The organism is Actinopolymorpha sp. B17G11 (assembly GCF_040196095.1).
Lineage (GTDB): Bacteria > Actinomycetota > Actinomycetes > Propionibacteriales > Actinopolymorphaceae > Thermasporomyces.
Map to the genome: position 1 here is coordinate 1 of NZ_JBEFTW010000032.1, position 23,580 is coordinate 23,580.

Annotated in this window: 20 protein-coding genes; 7 read left to right on the forward strand and 13 right to left on the reverse strand. The window is 67.5% G+C overall.

Translation table 11 applies throughout. The features are described 5' to 3' along the window. Nucleotides 1–633: Rossmann-fold NAD(P)-binding domain-containing protein (locus ABN028_RS26615; RefSeq protein ID WP_349698514.1), on the forward strand; the 633-nt coding region annotated here is incomplete at its 5' end. A gap of 254 nt (nt 634–887) precedes the next feature. After that, nucleotides 888–1,679 carry a phytanoyl-CoA dioxygenase family protein gene (locus tag ABN028_RS26620; RefSeq protein ID WP_349330553.1) on the forward strand — a complete coding sequence of 264 codons (792 nt, stop codon included), beginning with the start codon at nt 888–890 and terminating at the stop codon, nt 1,677–1,679. A gap of 68 nt (nt 1,680–1,747) precedes the next feature. Here ABN028_RS26620 and ABN028_RS26625 read toward each other — a convergent pair whose 3' ends face one another. Continuing rightward, on the reverse strand, nt 1,748–2,308 hold the full coding sequence (locus ABN028_RS26625) for an SRPBCC family protein (protein ID WP_349330554.1): 561 nt from the start codon (nt 2,306–2,308) through the stop codon (nt 1,748–1,750). Further along, nucleotides 2,308–2,643, reverse strand: coding sequence for an ArsR/SmtB family transcription factor (locus tag ABN028_RS26630; RefSeq protein ID WP_349330555.1), 336 nt, complete (start codon nt 2,641–2,643; stop codon nt 2,308–2,310). The genes ABN028_RS26625 and ABN028_RS26630 overlap by 1 nt, the downstream gene beginning before the upstream one ends. A 307-nt stretch (nt 2,644–2,950) precedes the next feature. Here ABN028_RS26630 and ABN028_RS26635 point away from each other — a divergent pair, with 307 nt between their 5' ends. Further along, on the forward strand, nt 2,951–4,891 hold the full coding sequence (locus ABN028_RS26635) for a DUF2599 domain-containing protein (protein WP_349698515.1): 1,941 nt from the start codon (nt 2,951–2,953) through the stop codon (nt 4,889–4,891). Between the two features lie 42 nt (nt 4,892–4,933). On the opposite strand, the gene ABN028_RS26640 is transcribed toward ABN028_RS26635, so the two are convergent. Beyond that, on the reverse strand, nt 4,934–6,943 hold the full coding sequence (locus ABN028_RS26640; RefSeq protein WP_349698516.1) for a BTAD domain-containing putative transcriptional regulator: 2,010 nt from the start codon (nt 6,941–6,943) through the stop codon (nt 4,934–4,936). Between the two features lie 268 nt (nt 6,944–7,211). Here ABN028_RS26640 and ABN028_RS26645 point away from each other — a divergent pair, with 268 nt between their 5' ends. Beyond that, entirely contained in the window at nt 7,212–9,200 is a 1,989-nt protein-coding gene (locus ABN028_RS26645) for an ABC transporter substrate-binding protein (protein WP_349698517.1), read from the forward strand. A gap of 54 nt (nt 9,201–9,254) precedes the next feature. Here ABN028_RS26645 and ABN028_RS26650 read toward each other — a convergent pair whose 3' ends face one another. The 3 genes from ABN028_RS26650 to ABN028_RS26660 are packed head-to-tail and all read right to left on the reverse strand — an operon-like array spanning nt 9,255 to nt 11,299. After that, nucleotides 9,255–10,037 (reverse strand): class I SAM-dependent methyltransferase, encoded by a 783-nt coding sequence (locus ABN028_RS26650; RefSeq protein WP_349698518.1) that lies wholly within the window; start codon nt 10,035–10,037, stop codon nt 9,255–9,257. Between the two features lie 39 nt (nt 10,038–10,076). Further along, entirely contained in the window at nt 10,077–10,676 is a 600-nt protein-coding gene (locus tag ABN028_RS26655; RefSeq protein ID WP_349698519.1) for a DUF402 domain-containing protein, read from the reverse strand. Beyond that, nucleotides 10,673–11,299 carry a hypothetical protein gene (locus tag ABN028_RS26660; protein ID WP_349698520.1) on the reverse strand — a complete coding sequence of 209 codons (627 nt, stop codon included), beginning with the start codon at nt 11,297–11,299 and terminating at the stop codon, nt 10,673–10,675. Before ABN028_RS26660 ends, ABN028_RS26655 begins: the two co-directional genes overlap by 4 nt. A gap of 313 nt (nt 11,300–11,612) precedes the next feature. On the opposite strand from ABN028_RS26660, the gene ABN028_RS26665 reads away from it, so the two are divergent. After that, nucleotides 11,613–12,233, forward strand: a complete 621-nt coding sequence (locus tag ABN028_RS26665) for a GNAT family N-acetyltransferase (RefSeq protein ID WP_349698521.1) — start codon at nt 11,613–11,615, stop codon at nt 12,231–12,233. A 79-nt stretch (nt 12,234–12,312) separates the two neighbouring features. Here ABN028_RS26665 and ABN028_RS26670 read toward each other — a convergent pair whose 3' ends face one another. From ABN028_RS26670 to ABN028_RS26680, 3 genes are read right to left on the reverse strand one after another with little or no spacing between them, the layout of a single operon-like run. Continuing rightward, nucleotides 12,313–14,130, reverse strand: a complete 1,818-nt coding sequence (locus ABN028_RS26670; protein ID WP_349698522.1) for a hypothetical protein — start codon at nt 14,128–14,130, stop codon at nt 12,313–12,315. Nucleotides 14,131–14,154: 24 nt separating this feature from the next. Next, a complete protein-coding gene (locus tag ABN028_RS26675) occupies nt 14,155–15,177 on the reverse strand; it encodes an aminoglycoside phosphotransferase family protein (RefSeq protein ID WP_349330567.1) in 1,023 nt (340 codons plus the stop codon). 42 nt (nt 15,178–15,219) lie between these two features. Continuing rightward, a complete protein-coding gene (locus ABN028_RS26680) occupies nt 15,220–16,008 on the reverse strand; it encodes a TetR/AcrR family transcriptional regulator (RefSeq protein WP_349330568.1) in 789 nt (262 codons plus the stop codon). A 101-nt stretch (nt 16,009–16,109) separates the two neighbouring features. Here ABN028_RS26680 and ABN028_RS26685 point away from each other — a divergent pair, with 101 nt between their 5' ends. Beyond that, complete coding sequence (locus ABN028_RS26685) at nt 16,110–16,493, forward strand: VOC family protein (protein ID WP_349330569.1); 384 nt, start codon at nt 16,110–16,112, stop codon at nt 16,491–16,493. A 204-nt stretch (nt 16,494–16,697) separates the two neighbouring features. Here the strand turns inward: ABN028_RS26685 and ABN028_RS26690 are convergent, their stop codons facing one another. The 3 genes from ABN028_RS26690 to ABN028_RS26700 all read right to left on the reverse strand — a co-directional run bounded on the left by ABN028_RS26690 (nt 16,698) and on the right by ABN028_RS26700 (nt 21,104). Next, nucleotides 16,698–17,459: a phosphotransferase family protein gene (locus ABN028_RS26690; RefSeq protein ID WP_349698523.1), complete on the reverse strand. Its 762-nt coding sequence runs from the start codon at nt 17,457–17,459 to the stop codon at nt 16,698–16,700. A gap of 9 nt (nt 17,460–17,468) precedes the next feature. Next, on the reverse strand, nt 17,469–19,934 hold the full coding sequence (locus ABN028_RS26695) for a CehA/McbA family metallohydrolase (RefSeq protein ID WP_349698524.1): 2,466 nt from the start codon (nt 19,932–19,934) through the stop codon (nt 17,469–17,471). 99 nt (nt 19,935–20,033) lie between these two features. Then, a complete protein-coding gene (locus tag ABN028_RS26700; protein ID WP_349698525.1) occupies nt 20,034–21,104 on the reverse strand; it encodes a GNAT family N-acetyltransferase in 1,071 nt (356 codons plus the stop codon). 209 nt (nt 21,105–21,313) lie between these two features. Between ABN028_RS26700 and ABN028_RS26705 the strand changes: the two genes are divergently transcribed. After that, on the forward strand, nt 21,314–22,360 hold the full coding sequence (locus ABN028_RS26705; protein ID WP_349698526.1) for an acyltransferase domain-containing protein: 1,047 nt from the start codon (nt 21,314–21,316) through the stop codon (nt 22,358–22,360). Here the strand turns inward: ABN028_RS26705 and ABN028_RS26710 are convergent. Beyond that, on the reverse strand, nt 22,357–23,550 hold the full coding sequence (locus tag ABN028_RS26710) for a methyltransferase domain-containing protein (protein WP_349698527.1): 1,194 nt from the start codon (nt 23,548–23,550) through the stop codon (nt 22,357–22,359). The genes ABN028_RS26705 and ABN028_RS26710 overlap by 4 nt on opposite strands. Between the last annotated feature and the right edge of the window lie 30 nt (nt 23,551–23,580).

The window sequence follows — 23,580 nt, forward strand, 5'->3', positions numbered from 1 at the left end:
GCCCTCGAGGGCGTCGACCGGATGTACCTCGCACCGCTCACGGAGACCGTGCACGAGGTCCTCGCCCTGGCCAGGAAGGCTGGCGTCCAGCACGTCGTCGACCTGGCCGGACCGGAGGGCAACTGGTGGCACGCGATCGAGGTGGCGGTCGAGGAGTCCGGCATCGCGTGGACCCATCTCGACGCCGGCGAGTTCATGGAGAACAGCCTGATCTGGGCCGACCAGATCCGTACGACCGGGCAGGTCCGTGACGCCTACCCCGATGCGGCAAACGCACCCATCGCCATGGACGACATCGCCGCCGTAGCGGCCCTCGCGTTGATCGAGGACGGTCACGTCGGCAGGGCGTACGAACTGACCGGCCCGGAGTCGCTCACCCGAGCCGACCTGGTGCGGTGCATCGGGGCCGCACACGGTCGCGACATCCCTTATGTGGAGCTGACCCGCGAACAGGCTGTCGAGCAACTGTCGAAGGCGATGGGGGAGTACGCCGACTGGTATCTCGAGGGCAAGGCCGCCCTCGTCGCGCATCCGCAGCAGGCGGTCGCGACAGTCGCGCAGGTCACCGGTCGGCCGGCGACGACGTTCGCGCAGTGGGCGGTCAAGCACGTCGACGCGTTCCGTGTGGCCTGACCCGGGCTATGTACGCTACGGCAGACCTCATGGACGGAGACTGACCATGGACCACCGGCATCCGCCCGGCCTCTGCGCCTGCCAGGGCCCACCACCGGCATCACATCAGCATCCGCCCGGCCTGTGCGCGTGTTCGCCGCCGCCAGCCCGTGAGCCTGGCCGTCCGTCAGTCCGATGAACACTTCTTGACAAGGCGCGCGCGGATCGCCGGAGACTGGTCAACGTTCACCGATGAGGCGGATGGGGCGAGAAGCATGCTGACCGATGAGCAGGTGAAGCGGTTCCACGCGGACGGGTTCGTCAAGGGCGGCAGGGTGCTCGACGACGCCGAGGTCGACGAGCTGCGTACCGAGATGCTGCGGGTGATCGAGGAGCGTGACCGCGCCGATCAGCCGCAGCCGGTTCTGCTGAACAACCTGGCTGAAGAGGACCACCCGATCTGGCAGATCGTCAACATCTGGCAGGCGAGCAAGGCGTTCGCCCGCCTGACGACGCATCCGACGATCACCGAGGAGCTGGGCCAGCTCACCGGCGCGAACGAGCTGCGGATCTGGCATGACCAGATCCAGTACAAGCCGGCGGAGCAGGGTGGACTGCTGCACTGGCATCAGGACGCCCCGCTCTGGCCGATCATCCAGCCGATGACGCAGGTCACCGCCTGGGTCGCGCTGGACGACGTCGACGAGTCGAACGGCTGCATGAGCATGGTGCGCGGCTCGCATCTGTGGGGTGACCAGATCGAGTTCCTGCACACCGTCCAGCAGCAGGGCCAACCCGTCCTCCCCGAGACCTACGAAGGGCATCGGGTGGAAGTGGTCCTCCGCCCCGTCGCCAAGGGCGAGGTCCACTACCACCACTCGTTGACCTGGCACGGTTCCCACGGCAACACGAGCAACCGGCCTCGCCGGGCGATCGCGCTGCACGTCATGGGTGACGACACGAGATACGACGCGAGCGGCGACCACGTGATGAAGCGGTTCGTCACCGTTGGCGACGGTGAACCGATGACCGACGAGGGCTTCCCGGTCGTCCTCTCGCGCCGCTAGACCTCGCCCGGTTCCGGACAGCGCTCACTGGACAGCGCTCACTGGCCAGCGCTCAGTGGACCGCTCGGTCAGGACTGCTCGCTGTCGGGTAGGTCCGTGGCGGGGATTCCCAGCTTGCCGGCGTACGCATGGTTCAACTCGTCCCATCCGTGGTCGCGTGCTTGGTTGCCACGGATCGGTCCGACCGGGTTGCCGGCGAGCAGGTGTTCGGCGACGTCGAGGCAGATGTGCCAGCCGGCGGCGATCTTGGGAATCCAGTCGCGGTCCTTGAGGGTGTGCAGGAGGGTCAGCCGTGTTCCGCCTTCGACGGTGGCCAGTTCCCAGCGGAGTTGGTCGGTTCCCCAGGTGTACTCCAGCAGGGTCGGTGGCTCGGCGCGCGTCACCGTCGCCGACGTCGGCTCGGCAACCTCGCCGTCGATCATCGTCAGAATCGCGTCGCCGCGACTGCCCAGATCGCGGTCGGTGCTGAACGGCGCCCATTCGGCCACCTGAGCGGGCTCGGTCAGGGCCGCCCACACCTTGGTGGGCGAGTGGCGAAGGGTACGGACGAAGACCAGCGTCCACTGGTCCGCGCTGGCCCGGGCGTGGACCTCGGACAGCGGTCCCGGCTTGAAGGTGCTGCGATCCATCATTCCTCCTGGTCGTCAGGTTGGTCGTCAGGTTGGTTGTCGAGGTGGCGTTCGAGGGCGTCAAGGTGCTGGGTCCACAGCCGGCGGTAGGGCTCGAGCCACTCGTCGAACGCCGCGAACGGTCCGGGTTCGATCCGGTAGATGCGCTGCTGCGCCGAGGTGCGGCAGGACACGAAACCCGCCTCCCGCAGCACCTTCAGGTGCTTCGACATCGTCGGCTGGCTGATCGACACCGCGTCGACCAGATAGCTCACGCTTCGCTCCGATCGCAGGAGCTGGTCGAGGATGCGGCGGCGGGTCGGCTCTGCGAGCACGGCGAAGGTATCTGCGGTCACGATACCTAATATGCCGAGGACCGCATATGCCTGTCAAGGCATGCACGTGGTTCCTCGTCGGGCGCGCGATACCGGATCAGTACCGGATCGATACCGGCTTCCGCGACCCTTGCTGGTCGGTTCGTACGGATATGCGCCGGCCGGCGATGCGGCCGACCCGGCGACGCGACAGGCAGGGCACTGCCAAGGGGGGACAGTGATGAGGCGTCTGCTACGCGGGACCCACCGCAGGCCGGCAAAGGCGCGTGCCGAGAGGCGTTCCGGCACGAGGGGGTTGCCGGAACGCAGGACCCCTCTCGGCGCGCGCATGCCGGCACCGCTGCTGCCGCGCCGCCTTCTCGTGCGTGCGCTCGCGCTTGTGGCCATGGTCGGCAGCCTTCTCGTCGCGTCGAACATCACCTCGACAGCTAGCGCGTCCACCAGCTTCGGGTACGTCGGCGACGGGTCCGACGTCCTCGGCGAGGGTTGGTTCTACAGCGGCAACGACGGCGAGCACGGGCGCACGGGTGGGGCAGGGTTCAACTCGTTCATCCTGTTGGACCTCGACTGCGACGACGGACTCACCATCGGCGTGACCTGGCGAGTGGGACGCGCGAATGGCGTACGGGAGATTCCGAAGGACAAGTGCGGTGACGACTACGGATTCACGATCGACCGCCAGACCTCGAAGATCACGGAAATGTCCTGGCGACTCTGGGCCAAGGACTCCGACGGTGAGATCCAGTACAGCGGTCGGAGCGAGAAGGACTGGCTGGGATCGCTCTCCGACGACAAGGACGACCGGATCTTCTTCGAGAAGACGAGCGTCTACAACGACGAGTACCACGGCGATCTGGGCATCACCGCCAGCGTGTGGCCCACGCAGGAGACCAATGACACCGACATCTTCGCAGGGCTTGCGCTCAAACTCATGTCGGCGGAGCTGAACGCCCGAACGCCGCTTCCCGAACATTTCTCCGACGACCAACGGGAGTCGATCTACAAGCAACTCGTCTGCCACGCGCAGGGGAAGTACTTCGCCGAACCGGACCAGATCGGCGACTCGTGGGACCTCGAGTCATGGCGCCCCAACATCTCCTGGGCGGAGGTGTGGGGCGGCGCCAAAGAGCACGAATGCAACTGGAGTTCCGAGGGGGGTTACGACGGGTACATCCCCCCGGTCGACCGGCCGGACAATCAGCCGCCGGTCGTGAACGCCGGGCCGGACGTGGACGGTCATGAAGGCGCCGACGTCAAGTTGCGCGGCGAGGCGGTCGACGAGCTGGGGGAGCCTCCCGTCCACTGGACGTACGAACCGATGGACGGGGTGGATGCCGGCGCGAAGTGCCGCTTCGCCGACAAGAGCGATCCCGTGACCACGGTGCGATGCACCGACGACGGCACGTACCGGCTCACGCTCACGGCGGATGACGGGGTGAACGCGCCGGTCAGCGACAGCGCGGTTCTGACGGTACGCAATGTCGCGCCCACCCTCAGGCTGAAAGCCCCGGAGAACTGGGCCGTCTACCGCGTCGAGGACCGGATAGAGCTCGACGCGCCATTCACCGATCCGGGCAGCAACGACACGCACACCTGTTCCATCTCCTGGGACGACGGGACCACGTCGACGTTCGCCGCGGAAGACCACACGTGCAGTCGCGGCAGGACCTTCGACCACGCCGGGATGTACACGATGGAGATGACCGTGACCGACGATGACGGTGGCGCGGACTCGGCCGAGGTCATGGTCGTTGTCTACGACCCGAGAGCCGGCCTGCTGACCGGCGCCGGCAAGGTCGACGACCACACCACCTTCGCTACGGTGGCGAAGTACCTCACGACCGACTCCACCAAGCCGTTCGGGACCTTCACGCTCTCCGCGCCGGCCAGCGGCGACGAGCGGCTCACCTTCACGACCGCCACGCTCGAGTGGCTGGTGATCACACCGGACGCCAAGAGCGCGGTGAAGGGAACGGCAGGGGAGTACGGATTCGTCGCGTACGCCACCGACGCCAGGTTCCGTGCGGTGGTCTGGCCGCTCTCCTCGGGAACCATTCCGCCCGATGACCTGCTCTATGACACCAGTCCTGACGCGGGATTCGACGTCGACGTCGCCGAGCCGCGCGCCCTCACCACCGGTGCCACCGTGATCGACGGCGGCTGGGTACCAGGAGCACCACTGCCACTCGGCGACGCCCTCGACGGCGTGCTTCCGGGTGCGGAGCTCACCACCATCGGAAGGCAGGACTGCCTGCTCTGTGTCGAATGAGTTCTACGGGGAGCATCGCCAGGTTCCGGCTCCCGCACCTGCTCAGCTGCCCGCGGAGACTTCGCTGCCCGGGTGGTAGTGAACCAGGGCGGGCAACTCGGTGATGACCATCGGGCCGGCGGGATCGAGCACCTCGACCGTGCCGTCGAGGTGCTCGATCCTTGCCATCCCCGGCTCGACCGGCATGGTCGCCTCGCCGATGTCGGTCCACCGGATCATCGCCTCGTCCCACGACCGGTCGGTCGGGCCACGTCCGGATGCTGAGGAAGACACGAGCCGGATCTGCCAGACGTTCGGCGGGAGGTTGTCGTCGCTGCCGTGGCTACCGGATCGTACGCACGCACCGTCCAGCCAGTGCTGCAGTCGTTCGACGAACCGGGCGGCCTGGGTGGGCGGACCTCCGTCGGCCTGCAGGACGAGGGGAATCTTCCGGCCTCCCCAGTTGTAGAAGTACATCCGGGCGCAACGGGCGTAGATGCCGGCAAGGAAGTGTCGAACGGCGTGTGCACCGGCCGTGGCCTGGTCCGGTCGTGGAGCGTGGACGATGTCGTGCGACAGTCCGGTTGCCCAGAGAGCGCGCTGGACGCCGGCCTTGTGCAACGTCCGGTTGATGAGGTCGGTCAGCTCGATCATCTGCTCGGGCGGGTCGAGGGTATCCCGCTGATGGAGCTTGACCGCCACGGCATCACAGGGTTCGAACGTACCCGCCAGCGCATACCTGTGAAGCTGCTCGCGGCCAGAAGGTTCCCACAGGTCACCGAACGACGGCGACACGATGAACGCCGCCGGGTCGACCGACCTGATGATCCGTGCCGCGCGCCGGACCATCTCGGCCAGGGTGTCGGCGCTGCCGTTGTAGCTCATCGGCGAGTTGGCATAGTCCCAGAGTTCGTACGCCTCGATCCGGCCGCGATAGCGGGTCACGGTGGCGTGCACGTAGGCGTCCCAGTCGGCGAGGTCGCGCGGCGGTGCGGCGCGCGAGTCGTTGGTGTAGGGCGCGCGTCGTGCGTCCGGGCTCGCCCATCCGGCGGGCATGCCCATCGTGTAGAGCACCGGCAGCTTGGCACTCTGCGCGCCCGCCACGAACCGGTCGAGTCTCTGCCAGTCGAAGACGTCCTTGCGGGGTTGGATGTTCGACCATCGGCAGGCGCAGTCCCACAAACGGACCGCGCTCACCCGGAAGCCGGGCATCTCACCGCGGGTGCTGTTGAGGGTCACGCCGAAGAAAGCCGGCGGCACGGATACGGGCGGGTCGCGGTACCACGCCGGACCCGGGACCTGCTGCTCGGTAACGCGATCGGACGCGCGCAGTGGCTCCGCGGCGACGGGCATCCGCTCGTCGCCGCCGGCGAGGATCATCGCGTGCAACCGGACCAGCTCCTGGCCGGGTTCGATGCCCAACTCCTCGACGAGCTGCGTACGCCCGGACCGGTAGACCTCCAGCGCCTCGGCCTGACGGCCGAGCTGGTGGAGCGCCTTCATCAGCAACGCCCGGAACCGTTCTCGCAGTGGATGCGCCCTCACCAGCGTGAACAGCTCCGCCACCCGGTCGGCGTGTGCGCCGGTGGCGAGCTCGGCTTCGAGGCACAGTTCCAGCACCGAAAGTCGTCGTTCCTCCAACCGGGCGACTTCGGCAGCCATGCCGCGCACTCCGCCGAGAGCCGGTCCGCGCCACAGCGCGAGCGCCTCCCGGAGCCGCGCGGCGGCGGCGTGCCGGCTACCTTCGTCGAGCCGCCGGGCTTCGGCGACCAGGCGTTCGAAGCGATGAACGTCAACGTCGTCGGGGCGGGCGTGCAACAGGTAGCCGGCGTGCCGGGTCTCGATCGCCGTGCCCAGCGAGCGGCGCAGCCCAGACACGGCCGTCAGGATCTGCCGGTGGGCGGTGGCCGGTGGCGCGCCATCCCACACCGCCTCGACGAGGCTGCGGACGGGTACCACCTGGCCGAGGTTGAGGGCCAGGGTCGCCAGCACCGTCCGTTGTCGTGGGCCCCCGATCCGGAGGGCGTCCCCCTGGTGACGTGCTTCGACCGGCCCGAGCAGGTGGTACTCCATGCGTCCTCCCCCGTATGGCTGCACCGCATGCGTACGGCGAAGATCGTCGCACAGCGCATCCCAGTCGTTTCCCAGGACGTCGACACTCGAGTCGCCGGCTGTCCGACCTCGGCCCGACTGGACCGTCGGCACTGATGAGGTCTTGACACGACGAGGGTGAGCGCCAAGGGTAAGCGCTTACCCGTTGGTGAGGCCGGCAACGCCGGCTGGTGGCGTGTGGCGTGTGGTGTCGCCGCAGGAGCCGCACAGTAGAGCGGAGGAACGTCACGTGATCAGGAACAGTCAAGAGTTCCCACGTCGGCTGTCGAGAAGGGACGCGTTGGGACTGGCGGGAGGCTTGGCGCTGACGAGCGTGGCGGTCGCGGGCTGTGACCTGCTCTCCACCGATCCTGGCGGTTCTGATGCGGGAAGCAACGCTGGCGCGGCCAAAGGAAAACAGGCACCGAGCCTCGAGAAGCTGGTGAAGGCGGGCGACCTGCCACCGTTGTCATCCCGGCTGCCGAAGAACCCGCTCGTGGTGAACCCGATCGATGAGGTGGGGCGTTACGGCGGGACATGGCATAGCTACCTCGACGGTCTGGCGGCAGTGGGATACAAGTTCTACGTCGAACTCGGATACGACCCCTTGGTGTCCTGGGCGCCCGACTGGAGTGACCTCATCCCCAACCTTGCCGAAGGCTGGGAAGTCGAGAACGGAGGCCAAGCCTACCTTTTCAAGCTGCGGCAAGGCGTCAAATGGTCCGACGGTGAACCCTTTACCGCGGACGACCTCACGTTCATGTTCGAGGATGTCTGGGGTAACAAGGAGATCAGCCCGATACCGCCAGAGATGTTCTCGACCGATGGCAAGCTCGCCACGCTCGAGAAGATCGACGACCACACCGTGCGTTTCGTGTTCGGTGCTCCGAACGCGTTGTTCCTCCGTCGCCTCGCCACTCCGAGCGCGAACTCACTCATCACTCCTCGCCATTACATGGAGAAGTTTCACGTCGACTACAACCCCGACACCGAGGCGGCCGCAAAAGACGAGGGCTTCTCGGACTGGATCGACTACTTCTGGGACCGCAACACGACGACGAGCAACCCTGACCGTCCGAGCCTCAACGCCTGGGTTCTCACGACGGCGGTCGACGACTCGTCGGGTCGTGGTGTGTTCGAACGGAATCCGTACTACTGGAAGGTGGATCCAGACGGTAGTCAGCTGCCGTACATCGATCGGGTGACGTACGAGATCATGGATCTCGAGGTTGTGCTCCTTCGCACGACGAGTGGCGATCTCGACTTCAACGCTCCGGCGCTGACCGGTGGTGTCGCCACGTTGGACAACAAACCAGTTTTGGCCCGCGGGCGTGAAAAGGGCGAGTACGAGTTCATCGACGGAGTTCCCGGGAGCATGAACCAGGGAGTCATCTCCTTGAACCTGAACACCAAGAACGCCGCTCTTCGCGAGGTGTTCCAGAACCGCGACTTCCGCATTGGTCTTTCCTATGCAATAAACCGGCAGGAGATCGTGAATGCGGTCTACCAGCGGCAGGGCGAGCCATGGCAGGCGGCTCCCCGGAAAGAGTCGGAGTTCTTCAACGAGGAGCTCGCGAAGCAGTTCACGGACTACGACGTCGACCAGGCAAACAGCTACCTCGACCGGGCGGGCTACTCGCGGCGTGACGGCGACGGGACCCGCCTTGGCCCGGATGGCAAGCGAATCGCGTTCTCACTCGAGGTCGTGACCAATGAGCCCAACCAGATCTCGGCGATGGATCTGGTGACGGGGTACTGGCGCGAGGTCGGAGTCGAGATGCAGGTCAAGACGGAGGACCGGACCCTCTTCTACGATCGCAAGGCGGCCAACCTGCACGACGCGAGTGTGTGGACTGGTGACGGGGGATTGTTCGACGCGGATCTGGATCCTCGTTGGTACTTTCCTTACAGTGGCGAGTCGAACTACGCGCCCTTGTGGTCGACGTGGTACACCTCCGGTGGCGCCGAAGGCGAGAAGCCCCCGGCGGCCGCGATCGAGCAGATGAAGCTCTACGACCAGTTCCGCGCCACTGTCGACAAGGCCGAGGCAAGGGGGCTCTTCAACCAGATCCTCCAGATCGCCATCGAGCAGTTCTGGGTGATCGGCCTGGTCTCGGTCGACGGGACGTACGGAACTGTCCGGAGGAACTTCCGTAACGTGCCGAGGAAGATCCCCGCCGCCTGGCTCTACCCGACGCCCGGCCCGACAAGGCCCGAGCAGTACTTCGTCGCCGACTAGGACCTGGACTACCAGGGCGTCGGCAAGTGCCCGGCCGCCCGCCCGACTCCGTGCCTACGTACGGGTTCCACGGACGGAGAAGGCGGCCGGGAGACTTGTGCCAGTCGGGACCTTGGTCCCCGACACGGTCGTGAAGGCGTTCTCGGCCGCGCGGAACTCGTGCAGGAAGTCGATCCTGATGCCAGCGTCGACCAGAGCCGTGACGATCTCGCCGACGGAGTGCGTCCATTCCCGCGACTCCTGGTGTGCCAGGCCGGGCTCGGAGACGGCGTAGGAGCCGTCACTGACGACGATCTCCGGGTCTGGCGAATGGAAGTAGCTGCCCTGCAAGGCGAGGCCGTCCTTGGTCTGAGACATCACCATGGCCAGGGGATGGAACTCGAGCAGGTAGAAGACGCCGCCAGGCTTGAGGAGCCGAGCGCAGACCTGCGCCCAAGCCGAGACGCTCTCGATCCACATCATGACGCCCTTGGAGAGAAACACGACGTCGAACGTGCCGTCGAGGACGTCGGCAGCCGCCATGACATCGGCGCAGACGAACTCCGCCTCGACACCGGTGCGGGTGGCGAGAGTGCGAGCGATGTCGACCGCCTGGCGGGAGAAGTCCAGCCCGGTGACGGAGGCGCCATGCCGCGCCCAAGACAGCGAGTCCATCCCGAAATGGCACATCAGGTGGGCGAGCCGCTTCCCGGTGACGTCGCCGACCTCGCGAACCTCCGTGTCCTCGAGTGTCTCCGCGCCCTGGACGAAGGACTCCACGTCGTAGTAGTCCGACGCCGCGTGCAGGGGAGCCAGCTCATCCCACAGCCGCTGGTTGACGGTCGTGTGCGCGTCCATGCGGCCAGCATGGCAGGCATGGGCTGAGCGGCGTACCGATTATCGACGGCCCGCAGGACTGCCGGACCCGACGGAAAACTGGTCGAGCCAGTACGCAGCGGAGCCGTCGAAAGGCGCCATGGCACGTTCCATCATCGCGACGATCTCGGCACAGGACCGCCAGGCCTGCTCGATCTGCTCGGCCGGGATCGACCACGCCGCCGCCTCCTGTTCGACCTCGTGCTCGTCGAGGACCTCGACTGTGCCGTCCGCATGGCGTACGACGTCCAGGACGAGGTCGACGAACTCCACGCCGGCTGGCGAAACGACGTGCGGCGTGGAAACGTCCACGCGATCCGGTGCCGGGTTGTCAAAGCTCTTGACCGTTCCGTCCACGCGAGAGGCAAGGAACGTGGCGTCGGGTCCGCCGAGACGCGCGACCCACCACCCCTGGTGGGGATAGCAGAAGACCTGCGCCGACTGGTACCGCAGGATGGTGCCGGAATCTCGATGGATCGGTGTTCCAGCCGGAAGGACCGCCCACTCACCCACGTCATCCCGACCGACGACCGTCTCGGTCCACGACGCGGCGACGTGGCCCGGCTGGCGGAGCTTGCGCGCGAGCCGGCGCGGGCGCTCGGCGTAGGTTTCCACCCTCATGTGTCCGCTCCCACGGTTTCGCTCGCGCACGGTCGGCCGTGCGGTAGTGACCAGACGTGGATCGTACGCCGGGCAGACAGAACGTGCGCGTCGTCGAAACTCAGATCCACTGGCTCGTTGAGGTCGATCGGCAGGCAGCATGGCATGGCGATCACCAGCAGGTCCTCAGCGAAGACGCTTGCCAAGGACGACGCCAGGCTGACATGGGAGTGGACGGCAACCACGACGGCGCGCGGGGCCGAGAACCGGCAGGTCTCGATCCGCTGCGGATGAAGCGTCAGTCGCGGTATCTCTGCCCAGCGCCGGGAGCTTCTCAACCTGGGGTCGACGGAATGGCATTCCCATGCGGTGTGCAGAGCGAAGGTGGCCGCGGTTCGTGGGGTCGACCCGTCGGCGACGGCGATGAGGAGAATGTGAGGATCCGCGGGCGGGAACTCCGCCCGGAAACGGAGAGCCGCCGCTCTCGCCGCGTAGCTTTCCGTTACCTCCTTGGCGTTCGGGAAGACCCGGGACTTGGCGAGTCTCGCTCCCACCGTCGTACGAACGAACCGGTCGAGATAACGCGAAGGCTGGATCGATGGGGAGGGTAGGGCTGCTGCGGATGGCGGTACTGGCGCGGACATCGACGGCTCCTAGAGAACACGCCGGGAGCAGCGATCCGTCTCCACGATCCAGCACGAGCATGGACGCGGAGAGGACCGTGGCTCCCAAGCGCGCTAGGCCGAAGGCCGCTTGCGCTACGTTCACGATCTTCCCGGAGGAAGCCGTGAGCTATCTCTTGGTTTACCCGGTACGGTCAGTTGTCCTCAGCAGGCTATCGCGTTTTGCCCGACGATCGCTGGGCGGCCGACGGTGATCGGATGGCGCGGCTGACGGTGGCGATGACAGCCATGAGAATCACCCACGCCGTGTCGCGTGTGGGTGATAAACAAGGGCATGCTGCCAACTGATCCGCGGATCCTCTGGTCGGTCCAACTGCGGCTGGAATGCAAGGCCGTGAACGACACTGGCCGGATCGTGCGGGTCCCTGGTGACAACCCCGACGAGATCGCCACCTGCTCGGCCGTGCGCTTCGTCGATGGTGACCAGGTCGTCTTCTGCGAGGACGCCGACGACGACCTGATCGCCCGTACGTCGTTGCTCGAGCCTGGATTGTTCTTCCTCGACACAGAACTGGCCGCGCAAACGGTCGCGGGAGGGCGGCCCACCGCCGTGGGGCGCTTTCATACGTACGTTTTTCCAGAGACGGAACGCCGGCATCCGGGCGTCGTGCGGACGGGCGCGGAGGAGTACGCGTGTGTGGTCGACGGGCGCGCGGTGTCGTGGGCCAGCTCGGCACGCAGCAACAGCGACGCCGCTGAGCTGTGGGTGAGAACCGACCCGGCATTCCAGCGCCAGGGACATGGGCGTCGGGTCGCCCACGCCTGGGCTGCGGAGGTCATGTCGGCGGGCAAGGTCGCCTTCTACAGCCATCTCCACGGAAACCACGCGTCGCGTCGGCTCGCGGCCCCAGCTTGGCGTCGTCAACGTCTTCGACGTTGCCACGATCACGCTTGACGGGTCCGCCGACAGGTGACCGCGTCCCGGGCGGACCCGCGGCGAGAATGCGCACACACAGGTTGCTTTGACCGATGCCTCAGTTCGATCCGGAGGGCACGGAACGCTTGGCAGGAAAGGCCCCGACGTCCCGGAGAAACGCGAACCGCCCGCCGAACTGCGACGCGAGTGGTCCGACGTCGTTTCCCCACACGTCCTCGAGGAACGGATAGTCCTCCTGGGCGACCGCGAGCCGAGCCAGCGGCTTCACCGGCACCAGACTCGTCAGCTCACCCATCATCGTGAACGTGTCGGAGGGCAGCACGTACAACGTCGCATCCACGAACGGCCGCGCGGCTAGTCCGGCGTACTCCACGGCCAGGGAGAAGCATCGGCGCGGCGTTCCGTCGGGGTTCCTGCCCCACCACACGCCGTTGCTCATGGACGAAACCTTCGACCGGTCGATGATCCCGAAGTACATCGCCATCAGGGCATGGTCCACCGCGAAGACACCAGGCTGGCCTGACGTACGACCGCCACCCCAACTGCGACTGCGTGGATGCAGCACGTCGATGCCGGGTGTCGCCGAACCGTGCAGCACCACACCGTGCCGCTCGACCAGGTAGTGCAGGAACTGCCACTTCGGTACCGCGAGCTGGTAGTCGAGATCGCCGCCGTCGGCCTGTGCCCATTGGCGTTCACAGTCGGCGGCGATGGCGTCGAGGTCGACGTCGGGTTGCGCGAAATACAGGCCCCACTGCCAAGCGGCCGGATCGAGGTGGGCGTAGCGGCCGGACTGCAACGGTGACGGTCTCACGGACTCGTGGAAAGCACGCGGCAAGAGCCGGCGCAGCAGGTCGCCGCGCAACGGTTCCGGCAGTCGAGGTGCCGCCCGAACGTCGCCTGCGACCGTACGCCCGAACCGGCCGAAGAATGCCATCGCCAGGGCGGCATTCCGGCGTACGTCTGAATCGTCGTGGTCGAGGTGTGCGACCAATGTGCCAAGGAGATCGGCACAGGCTCGCCCGACCGGCTCGACCCGTTGTGGCCGTGGTGTGTGGACGGAGCGCGACTCCCACCACGGCCACTCCTGGCTGGCCTCCGGCCGCCGCGGGTAGCCGGGAGCGATGTGGGAAAGAGCCCGCAGGAGGCCGATCCGCAGCCAGCGGTCCGCCTGCGGCAGCGTCGTTCCGATGGTCGCGGCCACCGCCTCGCCCGAAGGGCCGATGCGGGTCAGGGTGTGGGCCGCGGTGAGGCGTTCCCGCAGCGGGGCCGAGTGGTCGTCGAGGGCCGACGCCACCATCGGGTGAGTGTCGGCGGCACGGGTACCGAGACTGGCCAGCGCCCGCATCGCGGAGGTCCTCACCGGCGACGGCGACGTGTCGTGCCCGAGGGCCTGACGAAGGATCGGGAGCGCCCGTTGCCTACCGGCGGAGGCCAACGCCGGCAGAGCGATCGCCAGCTCCTCGCCTTGGTCGCGGAATGCCGCCGTGAGGGCGTCGAACGCGTCGACCGCAGGTGGTCCGAGTTCGCCGACGAGCGAGGCGGCCTCGGTTCTGGTCGTACGATCCGCATCGTGCAGTGAGTCGATGATGACCTCGACCACGCCGTCGAACGCACCGGCGTACGTCAGTGTCTTGGCAGCGGCGAGCCGCACCGGACCGCGGTCTCTGAGCAGTCGCCGAGCTTTGGAGAGTCCGGGTTCGCCCAGCAGCGACAGGGCTTCGGGGACCTGGACCAGCCGGATCGCGCCCTCGGGATGGGACAGGCCCGTGACGAGCTCGGCGAGGCCGTCGGCGCAGTCGAGGTAGGCGAGTCGGACCGCAGCATTGAGGCGTACCTGGGAGTCGGAATCTGTCAGCGCGTCGCGGAACTCCGCCACCTCCTGCTCGCGAGTCCGCCTTCGTGAGCCGCCCATTCAACCAATGCTGGCACAAAATGATCAGTCGTGGCCGAGTCGATCGAGCGCTGTCCGGATGAAGCCGTCGCGACGCTCGGTCAATGTTGCCGCGTCGAGGTCCGGACGCCCTTCTGCGTGGATGATCTCGACGAAGCTGTCGAGTTCGACGTCGGTGTTCAGGGCGGCGGTGATGTCCCAGTAGGCGACGTTCTCCGCCTTGCGGCCGCTGGCCTCTTCCCAGCCGGTGAGGATCTCACCGGGTGCGTTCGGTCCGAAGAGAATGGCCGCATCCCAGCGCAGTGAGCCCAGGTCGACTCCGTAGTGGCCGGCACCAGCGGCGTCCCAGTCGATCATCCCGACGTACGAATCGCCGTCCCACATCGTGTTGGCGTGCCAGAGGTCGCCATGGACGAAGACGGTTTCGCCGCGTGGTGGTGTCATGTCCTGCAGACGATCGTCCGCCTCGTCGAGCAACGGCGTCGATCGGGTCTCCCGCAGCACGGTGTGGGCCTCGTCCTGAGATGGGGCCAGCCCCACGTTGCGCCACTCCGCCACGATGGCGTCGCGCTCCTGTGCGTCGGTCGTCTGCTGGTATCTCCGCGCCCATCGACGTTCCGCGGCGCGGTCGACCCACGGCATGTGGTGGGTACGCAGCGGAAGATCGGGCCGTGGGGCAAGCGGTACGGAGTGGACCGCTGCGGCGGCGGCGCCGAGGGCGCGGAGGCGTTGAGGTGTCGCCACTCGCGGAATCCTTGTGCTGCCAGGGAGTACGGCGGTCAATATGGCCAGAAACCCAGCGGCTGCTTCCTTTTCGAAGGCGAGCAGGCGTGGCGTGGGAAGCCGGTGCTGCTCCGCCCACGCGAGTGCCGTTCCTTCCGTGCGGAGCTCATGCCATTCCGGCGGCCCGGTCTTGAGTACAGCGTCGATGGTCGTCCGGCCGTCGGTGAGGCGGAGAAGCCATGGACCGTCGTCGCCAGCTCGCAGGCTGCGGCTGCTTTCGACGACGGCCCCCGCGCCCACGGCGTTGGCCGCCCAGCGAAGGACCTGCTCTGGTGGCGTCGACACAGGGAGAAGCTAGGTCTCTTTGATCGCCCGCGTCGATCCCTTTTAGCCTTCGAGAGTGCTGCGGCGGTCGTCGACGAGGGCGGCGAGGCCGTCAAGCACGCGTTGCAGTCCGAAGTCGTACGCATGGGAAGGGCTGTACGCCGCACCGTGAGCCGCACCGGCCGCGGCGCCCACGCGGACCGCGCGAGGGTACTTCGCCTCGTCGAACACCCGCTCCAGCAGCGGTGCGTTCGCCTCCCACCACTGCTCATCGGTCAGGTCGGAGTCGCGACGAGCCGCGGCAACGTCGGCGGCGGAACGCGCGGATGCCTGGACGAAGCTCAACACGAAGGTCAGCGCCGCATCGGTGTCCACGTCGTCGAGGCCCACACCGTCGAACGCGCTCAGCTCGTGCTCGTACTTCGCGATCGCGCCCGGCCCCAGCGTGGGTCTGCTGGTGGAGACGGTGGCCATCCAGGGGTGCTGTTCGTACATCGCCCGGTTGTCGCCCGCCACCGCCTCGACCCGTCGCCGCCACGCCGCGTTCGCCGGCAGGGTCGTGCGTGGCATCTGGGCGTAGATCGTGTCGAGCATGAGGTCGACGAGCTCTCCCTTGCCGGGAACGTACGTATAGAGCGACATCGGAGCCCTCCCGAGCTCCTGCGCGACCCGGCGCATCGTCACCGCCGGTAGGCCCTCGGCATCGGCGAGATCGATCGCGACCGTGACGATCTGGTCCACGGTCAGACCCTGGCGTGGTCCTCGCTGCCCACCCGCCGCCGCGCCCCGGTCGCGCCACAGCAGTTCGAGGGTGCGTGCCGGGTCGCCTGCGCTGCTGCGGTCACTGGACATGTCGGACCTTCCGGGTCGGCGTTCGTCAGATTACTCCGTACGACGTACAATGTACGGCGTACGGCATTGTTGCCTCGACTCTATCGCTCCTGGAGGGCTCTATGAAGATCACTTCGTCCGCAGTGTCGCTCAACGTCGACGACGTGGCGGCCTCCGCCGAGTTCCTGGCCACCCACTTCGGCTTCCGCGAGGAGCTGGCGGCGGACGGGTTCGCGTCACTGACCCGCGACGACGCCGGGATGAACGTGGTCTTCCTGCGGCGCGGGCTCGAGTCGCTGCCGGAGGACCAGCGCAACGACCACGCGTCCGGGCTGATCCTCGCCTTCGTCGTCGACGATCTCGAAGGCGAGCTGGCACGGCTGGAGGCGGAGGGGGTCACGATCACGATGCCGCTGACCGTGGAGGAGTGGGGCGAGCGGGCCTTCCAGGTACGCGACCCCAATGGCGTCATCGTCCAGCTCGTCGACTGGAAGGCCGCGGCGTAGGCGCACCACCGGTCGCCTCGACTACACCGCCGCGGCGAAGGTGCAGCTACCGTCCGAGACGCTGGACGCGATCCGCGACCTCGGTCGTACGCACGCCGCAGATCCCCTGCCCTGGTAGGGATCGTCGCCTGCCACCGCTCGAACTGTTGGAGGTTCGTCGCCTTCTTAAGTCGACCAACCTCCAACAAGTCGCCCGGCTGGCGCTCAGGTCAGCCGCGCGACAGCCGCCTCGATGCGGGCGATCCATTCCCGCGCGTCGGGTGAACCTTCCGGCGTGTCCGCGAGGCTGAGGAACGCCTGCGAAACGGCCGCGGCGAGCACGAGGTCGAGGCCGGCGCAGTCGCCGTACGCCGCGAACACGTCGGGCCAGCGCGGCGGCGGCACGGACGAGACCAGCAGCCACGCGAGGTCGGTGACGCCGGGGGCGAGGCTCACGTCCTCCCAGTCGAGGAGTGCGAGGGTGCCGTCGGGTCCCGTCCGCATGTTGCGCAGCGACGCGTCCCCATGGACCAGGGTGAGCGGTCCGGCGGCGGATCCGGCGCGCGCCAGCTCCGGCACGGCTCCGACGAGCCGCTCGCCCTGGTCACGAGCACGCGCCGTGACGTCGCGACGGGCGGCGAGGATCGGCCAGGTACGGTCGTAGAGCTGGCCGACCAGATCACCACCAGCGCCGCTCCGGCGCAGCCACGGCCACCGACCGGCGGCTTCGTTCTCGAAGCGTCGGTGAAGGCCGGCGAGGACGCGAGCGGCGACGGCGGGGTCGGCGCCCTGCCGCCACGTCGACAGGTCCTCGAGGACGAGCCGGGTGCCGGCGGGACCCGCCTCCGCCTCGAAGCAGGCGGGGGTGCGCACGCCGACCACGGGCGCGACCTCCCGGTAGAACCGCACCTCCGCCTCGAACACCTGGAGCGCGTCGGGAATCGACCCCGGCACCGGAGGATCCCGCCGCTTGACGAAGCCGGACATACAGCTAGCTCAGCGGCGGGCGTCGAGGGCGCGAAGTGCCTCGTCGAAGGGGCGTTGCAGCCAGGCCAGGTGATCCGCCTCGCCGTGGTGGTGGGTCGTGAGGTGGTCGGCCCGGCGCGGAGCCGTGTGGCGTACGTACTCCCGCGCGCCCTCGACGAGCGTGCGCATGTAGTGCAGGCCTTCCGGATCGGCCATTCCCCACGGTCCACCGCTGGCGAGGTAGACCGGCGAGGTGTGGGCGAAGACCTGCCGCCCCCATTCGTCCAGATGCGTCTGGGTGCCGAACGCCCGGGCGGCGATCCAGGCGCTGCCGTCGATGCGTACGTCCTGGGTGAGGGAGAGCCGGCGGTCGCCGCTGTCGCCAGTCGAGTCGGGCGTGGCCGTGCCGACGACCTCGCCGTTGCACACGATCTCCAACGTACGCAGGGGAAAGATGCTGGTGACCTGTGCCTCGACGGTGACCGTCCCTGGCCCGGACAGCTCCACCATGTCGCCCGGCTGCCGGCCGTCGACCCGGAGATCCAGCAACGGCCCGCCGGACAGGAAGGTCCGCCCTGCCCGGACTGCCGCGCACCACGCGTCGTAGCTGAACTCCTGGTTGCCGTCGAGCCGGGCGTACGTGCGGTAGAGCCCGACCGGCACGGCGCTGGACATCTTGTCCGTACCACCCACGAGCGGGAGGCGGTAGCCGGAGTTGAGGTAGCGGTAGTACTCGCGCAGGTTGTCCTCACCCTGGGCGAGCATCTCCACCGCGTCGGCGCGTCCGGTGGCGACGAGCACGGCGGGTTCGCCGTTGGGGTTGGGGAAGTGCGCGGCGACAACCGTGCCACCCTGCGCGTGGGTACGGTCGGCCCAGTCGCTGAGGTTGGTGTCGAGCGCACCGCCCAGCTCCGCCTCGTCGGGACCGTCGCTGCACCACGGCATGACGGGTTCCTTCAACCCCCACAGGACCATGTGACCAAGGGCGTGCTGGCGATTCTCCTGGCCGACGTAGGTGAGGTAGTCGCCGCCATGCACCCCGCCCACGCCGCTCGGGCGGCCGGTGAACTCCTCGGTGCTCGTGAACAGTGCACCCCACTGGGACTGCAGCAGGTTGACGACGCGCAGGTCCTCGCCGAGCTGTTCCAGCTGCGCGCCGGCCGTGGACAGGAAGTGGACGTGGGAGTCGCCGGACCACCAGCCGTTCGCGGCCATGTCGGTGACCCGGTTGAGCCGCAGGGTCAGCTCCCGCTGGCCGGGTTCGATGCGTACAGTCTCGCGCAGCGGCGCGTACTCGAACCCCCGGGCCACGTCGACGACGACCTCGCCCCGTGGCAGCCATCCCTGGCACTTTCCGTCGATGTAGGCGTAGGTGGACTGGCCCATCCGGACATCGCCGCCGACGTCGTAGTGCCAGCTGTTGAGGTTCTGCGCGACGTGGTTGTGGTGGCCGTGCGGTTGGTACGGAATCCCTTCGGGGGAACGGAAATGCACCCGGCACGGCACCTGCTTGCCGGTGGCGTCGTCGAGCACCGTGACGTGCACCCAGTTGCGGCCGGAGTCGGCCAGCTCGACCCGTACCCGCCCCGTGTCGGCGTGCCCGTCGCGTTCGACATCACCCCAGGTGACCTGGCCGAGATCCTCGTCCCGCTGCCGCAGGACGAGGGTGGCCGACGGGATCGCCGCGACGCCCGCGTAGGCGGGGCTGGCGGGTGGCGGTGCGTTGGCCGCGCCGTAGCCCGGCCGGTCGTCGACAGTCGTCGGCAGCGGCTGCGGATAGGTCGCGACACCGCGGTCGACCTCGATGCTGAGCACGTCGTCGCGGGCGGCAATGTCGGGATCGGTGACCTCGAGCCGCACCGGCCTCGCAGGCCCGTTGACGAACGGATGCTCGTCGGCCTGGCTGAGCGTGAGTGCCGCCACGAGGAACGCCGGGCCGCGCGGGATGAGCTCGATCCGCTCGATGGTCTTCTCGGGGTGCGGGTTCTCCCAACACCACAGCCAGTACGCCTTGACCCATCCCTTGTGGTGCTCGGTGAGACGGTAGCCGGCGCCGTCCCAGCGGCCCTCGAAACGCGGCTCGTTGCCGTCGGGGGTGTCCGAGACCGCGAGGAACGCGTCCCGGCCCCACTCGGTCGGGACGACCTGGATCTCGAACCGCTCCCGGATGGGCACGGTGACGACTTCGCCGCCGGCGAGGTGGAAGGCGTAGTCGGCGACCTGCGTACCGACTCCGTGCCCGGCAGGCCTCGTGGGCTCGAGCAGGCGATGGGCGACGATCACGCGGCTGGCCTGTTGGCCGACAGCGATCGACACCGGCGTCTGCGGCTGGGGCGCGATGAAGCACCGCTGTGCCGCCGGGTCGTCGCCGCCGACCTGGAACGGCAGCCCACGAAGCTGCACGCGACCGAGCGGGGCATCGTCAGCAGGGTCGCCGAGAACGTCGACACCTGCGTTGCAGTACGGATGAAGATCCACGGGCTCATATCCGGCCATCGGCCGATCGTAACGTTCGCCGGTGAACCGGGCGCAGTGCTTTTAAGCGGCCAGGCCGTGTCTCCTAGATTCGCGGAGGCGGGACTGATCCGAACGCAGCTAGAAATCGATGCGCATGACGATGCGCCTGAGGGTGGGCCTGCTCACCTCGACCAAGCCGGCGGCGGCGAAGACGCTGGGAGTGCCGAAGTGCCCGACCTCGCTGGTGTGGGGATAGGCCTCCAGGGCACGGGCGCCGCGTTGTCGGGCGAAGTCGACGGCGGCCCGGGCGAGTGCTCGGCTGATACCGCGGCGCCGAAAACCGGCCCGGGTAAGGATGCAGGTCACCGCCCACACGCTGGCATCGCTCTTGTCCTCGGTCCGACCGACCCACGGTGTGGGACATTGGCTCAACAGGCGCGGGTTAGCAGATCGCGGGTCCACCGCGCACCAGCCGACCGGCTCACCGTCGAGGTAGGCGACCAGGCCGGTCGTCTGAGCCGACTCTGGCTGTCCGCAGGCGGTCTGCTCTCGGAGCCGGGGGGCGAGCTCGGCGGCTCCAACCGTGGCAATACAACGCTCTCTGGGCTGCATCTTGTACCGCTGGCACCAGCAGATGGACGAAGAGCCGCGTACGCCGAAGATCGCTTGCAAGTCTTCCCAGGTTGCCTCGTTCGCTGGGACGATCCGGAGCTGATCGTCGGTGACCTGTGGCCTGCTGCGAGCCTTTGCGACGCCTGGTCCGCTGCGCCCAGTCCGTTGATCGTCTCCGCTACGGGGTTCGCGTCGCCCGGCTACCCGATGTGCTTTTCGATTGGCTTGATCAGAAGGCGCCCGAGCGGGATCCTGACTTTTCTCCAGCGCTGGTGCAGCGGCGGCGAGATGGATCGTGACGGTGTCCCCGTCGGCGAGCCCCCTGGGCTTGCGTACCGAGTCTCGTATCGGGAGGACGTAACGCCCGTCCTTGGGCCACAACGATGTCGCCCACTCCGTCTCACCGATACGCGCCCGAACCCGGATCATGCCCCGGTAGTAGGTGCCAGAGGACACCATCTTCAGCTCGAGGCTCTCCTCCTCGGGCACCCTGACGAAGTAGTACGGCGCGGGCCCGCGCCACTGAAAGATCTCGCCACTGAACTCAAGCTCCAGGCGGTCATGTCCCTCAGCCTTGGATGCTTGCTCCCTTGGCATCTCGGCATCTCTCCCCAGCAGCCCACGCACCGATGCCGTGGCCAGCACGGTAACACCGGCGACAGCAATACACCCTATCCACGTCCACCACCGGACCCGACCCTGCCGCGATGGGGTGTAGCGTCATCGCAAACATCCGTGGCGTGGCGGCCAGTATGCCGTCAAGCAGAATCCGCATGCCTGACCAGTAGCGGAAGGACCTGCCTGACGTGTCTTGTGACCGCGATCTGACCGTCAATCCGCCCGAGACTTCTCCCTTCGGCGTGGACCTTGCGGCGTTGGTCCGTGAACTGGACCTACCTGCCGAGGCCGTTAACTGGTTGGAGCGAATCGACCGGCCAGCTACCTCGCCCGGGCTGGTGTTGCCCGACGATGCGGAGGCAGCGCAGCAGTTGGAACGCCTCGGCGTCGAGGAGGAGGACCGCTACGAGACGCTGGCCTCTCGCCCCGATCCGCACGCCCACCCCGCGCTGTGGTGGGTGCTGGACCGCGCCTACCACGCGCTACTCGCCACTATGGGCGAGGCTGTACCGATCGAGGGCCACTCGGGATGGCCGGTGCGGTTCTCCCCGGAGACCGGACCGGTGGGCCGGCACGTGCCTGTCTGGATGTATCTGGCCGTTCTTCCCGAGGTACGTCGCTACCACGCCGAGCGCGGGATTCCCGATGACGTGTCCTGGAGCAGCCTGACCGGGCTCGCGGCAGTGATGCAGAAGCACCGATCCGTCACCGGGCTCAGCGGCATCGGACTCTTCGGGTTCGGGACAAGCGCAATGCTGCTCTTTCGAGGAGCGCAATACAGACTCGGACAGTTGGAGTTCAACCGTGGGGCCATCTCGTTGTCCGACGGCCCGTGCGGATACGCGCTCTCCGTCCACGTTCCCCCGGTCCGCCCGCTGTCTCCGAGGTTGTGCGATGAGTCGTTCACCCAGGCACGGGAATTCTTCTTCCGCCACTTTCCTGAGGAACCGGTGACGTTCTTCACCTGCGGATCCTGGCTGTTGGACCCCCAACTCGCCGACTACCTGCCAGAGAGCTCCAACATCGTCCAGCTCCAACGGCGCTTCCACCTACTACCTGTCCACACCGAAGCTGATCTACCACCGGCCGATGGGGACCTCGCGGAGTACGTGTTCGGCCGCTCCTACCCCGACCTCGACGACTACCCGCAGGAAACCACCCTGCAACGCGCCTACGTCGCCCACCTTCGTTCCGGCGGTCACTGGTATGAGCGCACCGGCTGGCTGCCGTTCTAGGCCCTTGGCGGCGACAGCGTGTCCGCACGTCGGATCGTGGCGAGCCAGGCCGGTGAGCCGTCACCGCCAAAGCGGGTCTCGTAGCGGGTCGCACGGATGTCGACGACATGCCAGCCGTCGGCGAACGCCGAACAGATCTCGGCTCGGCTGATCCGGCGCGGTCCGCCGTCTCCGGCCACCGCATCACTGAAGCACAGCAGGTGAACAGTCCCGTTCGGCTCAATCACAGTGCCGAGGCTGTCGACGTACCTGGCCCGTTCCTCGTCATCGAAGGTATGGAAGAGCCCAGAGTCGAGCACTGTGTCGAAACGCTGCTGCAGTCGCTGCAGTTGCAGGGCGTCCTCGACTTTGAAGGTCACCGTCAGGTTTCGTTCGCTGGCCTTGCGGCAAGCGATTTCGATGGCGGTGGAAGCGACATCGACGCCCCAGGCCTCGAAACCCGCCGCGGCGAACGCCAGCGCGTTCTCGCCAGTGCCGCAACCCGCGTCGAGAACGCGACCATGAACGGCTCCCGCGTGTTCGGCGAGCTGGAGGAACGCCGACTGCGGGCGGCCGGAGTCCCACGGCGGGGAAGCGTCCTGGTACGAGTGGTCCCAGGGAACCCTGGTGAGGCGTTCGTGGCGGGTGGGAGCCCGCTCGACCTTCTCCATCTGGATCTCGGTGATGTGGGGAGAGTCCAGCAGGCCGGTGTCGGAAAGGATTCTATCGACCGTATCGTCGAGTGAGCTGGACTCGTCGATGAGGCGTTCGGTCACCAGCGTCAGGCAGTCCTGCTGTCGGTACCAGCTCTCCATGTCGGCCGGCGTGAACGCGGTCGCCTGTGGTCGCGTGGCATGGCGGCGTACCGTCTCGGCTAAGGAAACGTCGAAGTAGTAGAAGTACGTAGGGCCGCGGTGGTCCCGGTGCAGGCGGGCGAGCATCGACTCGTACCTGTCGGCGTACAGGATTCCTTCCAGGACGACGTGGTAGCCATGGTCGAGTGCATAGCGCGCCGTCTGCTCGATGAGGCCGATGTTCGCCATCCCGGGATAGTCGTGTTCGCGCAGGATGGTGCGGCGGATGATGTCCTGGCAGACCCACGCAAGTCCACGTCCGTACGCCTCGCGGATGGCTTGGGCCGCGGTGCTCTTGCCCGAGCCTGAATTGCCGCGCAGCACGATGAGCCGGGTCGATTCGGAGCCGACGTCCATCTGGGGAGCGTACTGTGGCCACGGTCCGGA

Coding starts and splice junctions, on each gene's coding strand:
- ABN028_RS26620 (WP_349330553.1), top strand. CDS start 888: ATGCTGACCGATGAGCAGGTGAAGCGGTTCCACGCGGACGGGTTCGTC.
- ABN028_RS26625 (WP_349330554.1), bottom strand. CDS start 2,308: ATGGATCGCAGCACCTTCAAGCCGGGACCGCTGTCCGAGGTCCACGCC.
- ABN028_RS26635 (WP_349698515.1), top strand. CDS start 2,951: ATGCCGGCACCGCTGCTGCCGCGCCGCCTTCTCGTGCGTGCGCTCGCG.
- ABN028_RS26640 (WP_349698516.1), bottom strand. CDS start 6,943: ATGGAGTACCACCTGCTCGGGCCGGTCGAAGCACGTCACCAGGGGGAC.
- ABN028_RS26650 (WP_349698518.1), bottom strand. CDS start 10,037: ATGGACGCGCACACGACCGTCAACCAGCGGCTGTGGGATGAGCTGGCT.
- ABN028_RS26655 (WP_349698519.1), bottom strand. CDS start 10,676: ATGAGGGTGGAAACCTACGCCGAGCGCCCGCGCCGGCTCGCGCGCAAG.
- ABN028_RS26660 (WP_349698520.1), bottom strand. CDS start 11,299: ATGTCCGCGCCAGTACCGCCATCCGCAGCAGCCCTACCCTCCCCATCG.
- ABN028_RS26665 (WP_349698521.1), top strand. CDS start 11,613: ATGCTGCCAACTGATCCGCGGATCCTCTGGTCGGTCCAACTGCGGCTG.
- ABN028_RS26670 (WP_349698522.1), bottom strand. CDS start 14,130: ATGGGCGGCTCACGAAGGCGGACTCGCGAGCAGGAGGTGGCGGAGTTC.
- ABN028_RS26680 (WP_349330568.1), bottom strand. CDS start 16,008: ATGTCCAGTGACCGCAGCAGCGCAGGCGACCCGGCACGCACCCTCGAA.
- ABN028_RS26685 (WP_349330569.1), top strand. CDS start 16,110: ATGAAGATCACTTCGTCCGCAGTGTCGCTCAACGTCGACGACGTGGCG.
- ABN028_RS26690 (WP_349698523.1), bottom strand. CDS start 17,459: ATGTCCGGCTTCGTCAAGCGGCGGGATCCTCCGGTGCCGGGGTCGATT.
- ABN028_RS26695 (WP_349698524.1), bottom strand. CDS start 19,934: ATGGCCGGATATGAGCCCGTGGATCTTCATCCGTACTGCAACGCAGGT.
- ABN028_RS26700 (WP_349698525.1), bottom strand. CDS start 21,104: ATGCCAAGGGAGCAAGCATCCAAGGCTGAGGGACATGACCGCCTGGAG.
- ABN028_RS26710 (WP_349698527.1), bottom strand. CDS start 23,550: ATGGACGTCGGCTCCGAATCGACCCGGCTCATCGTGCTGCGCGGCAAT.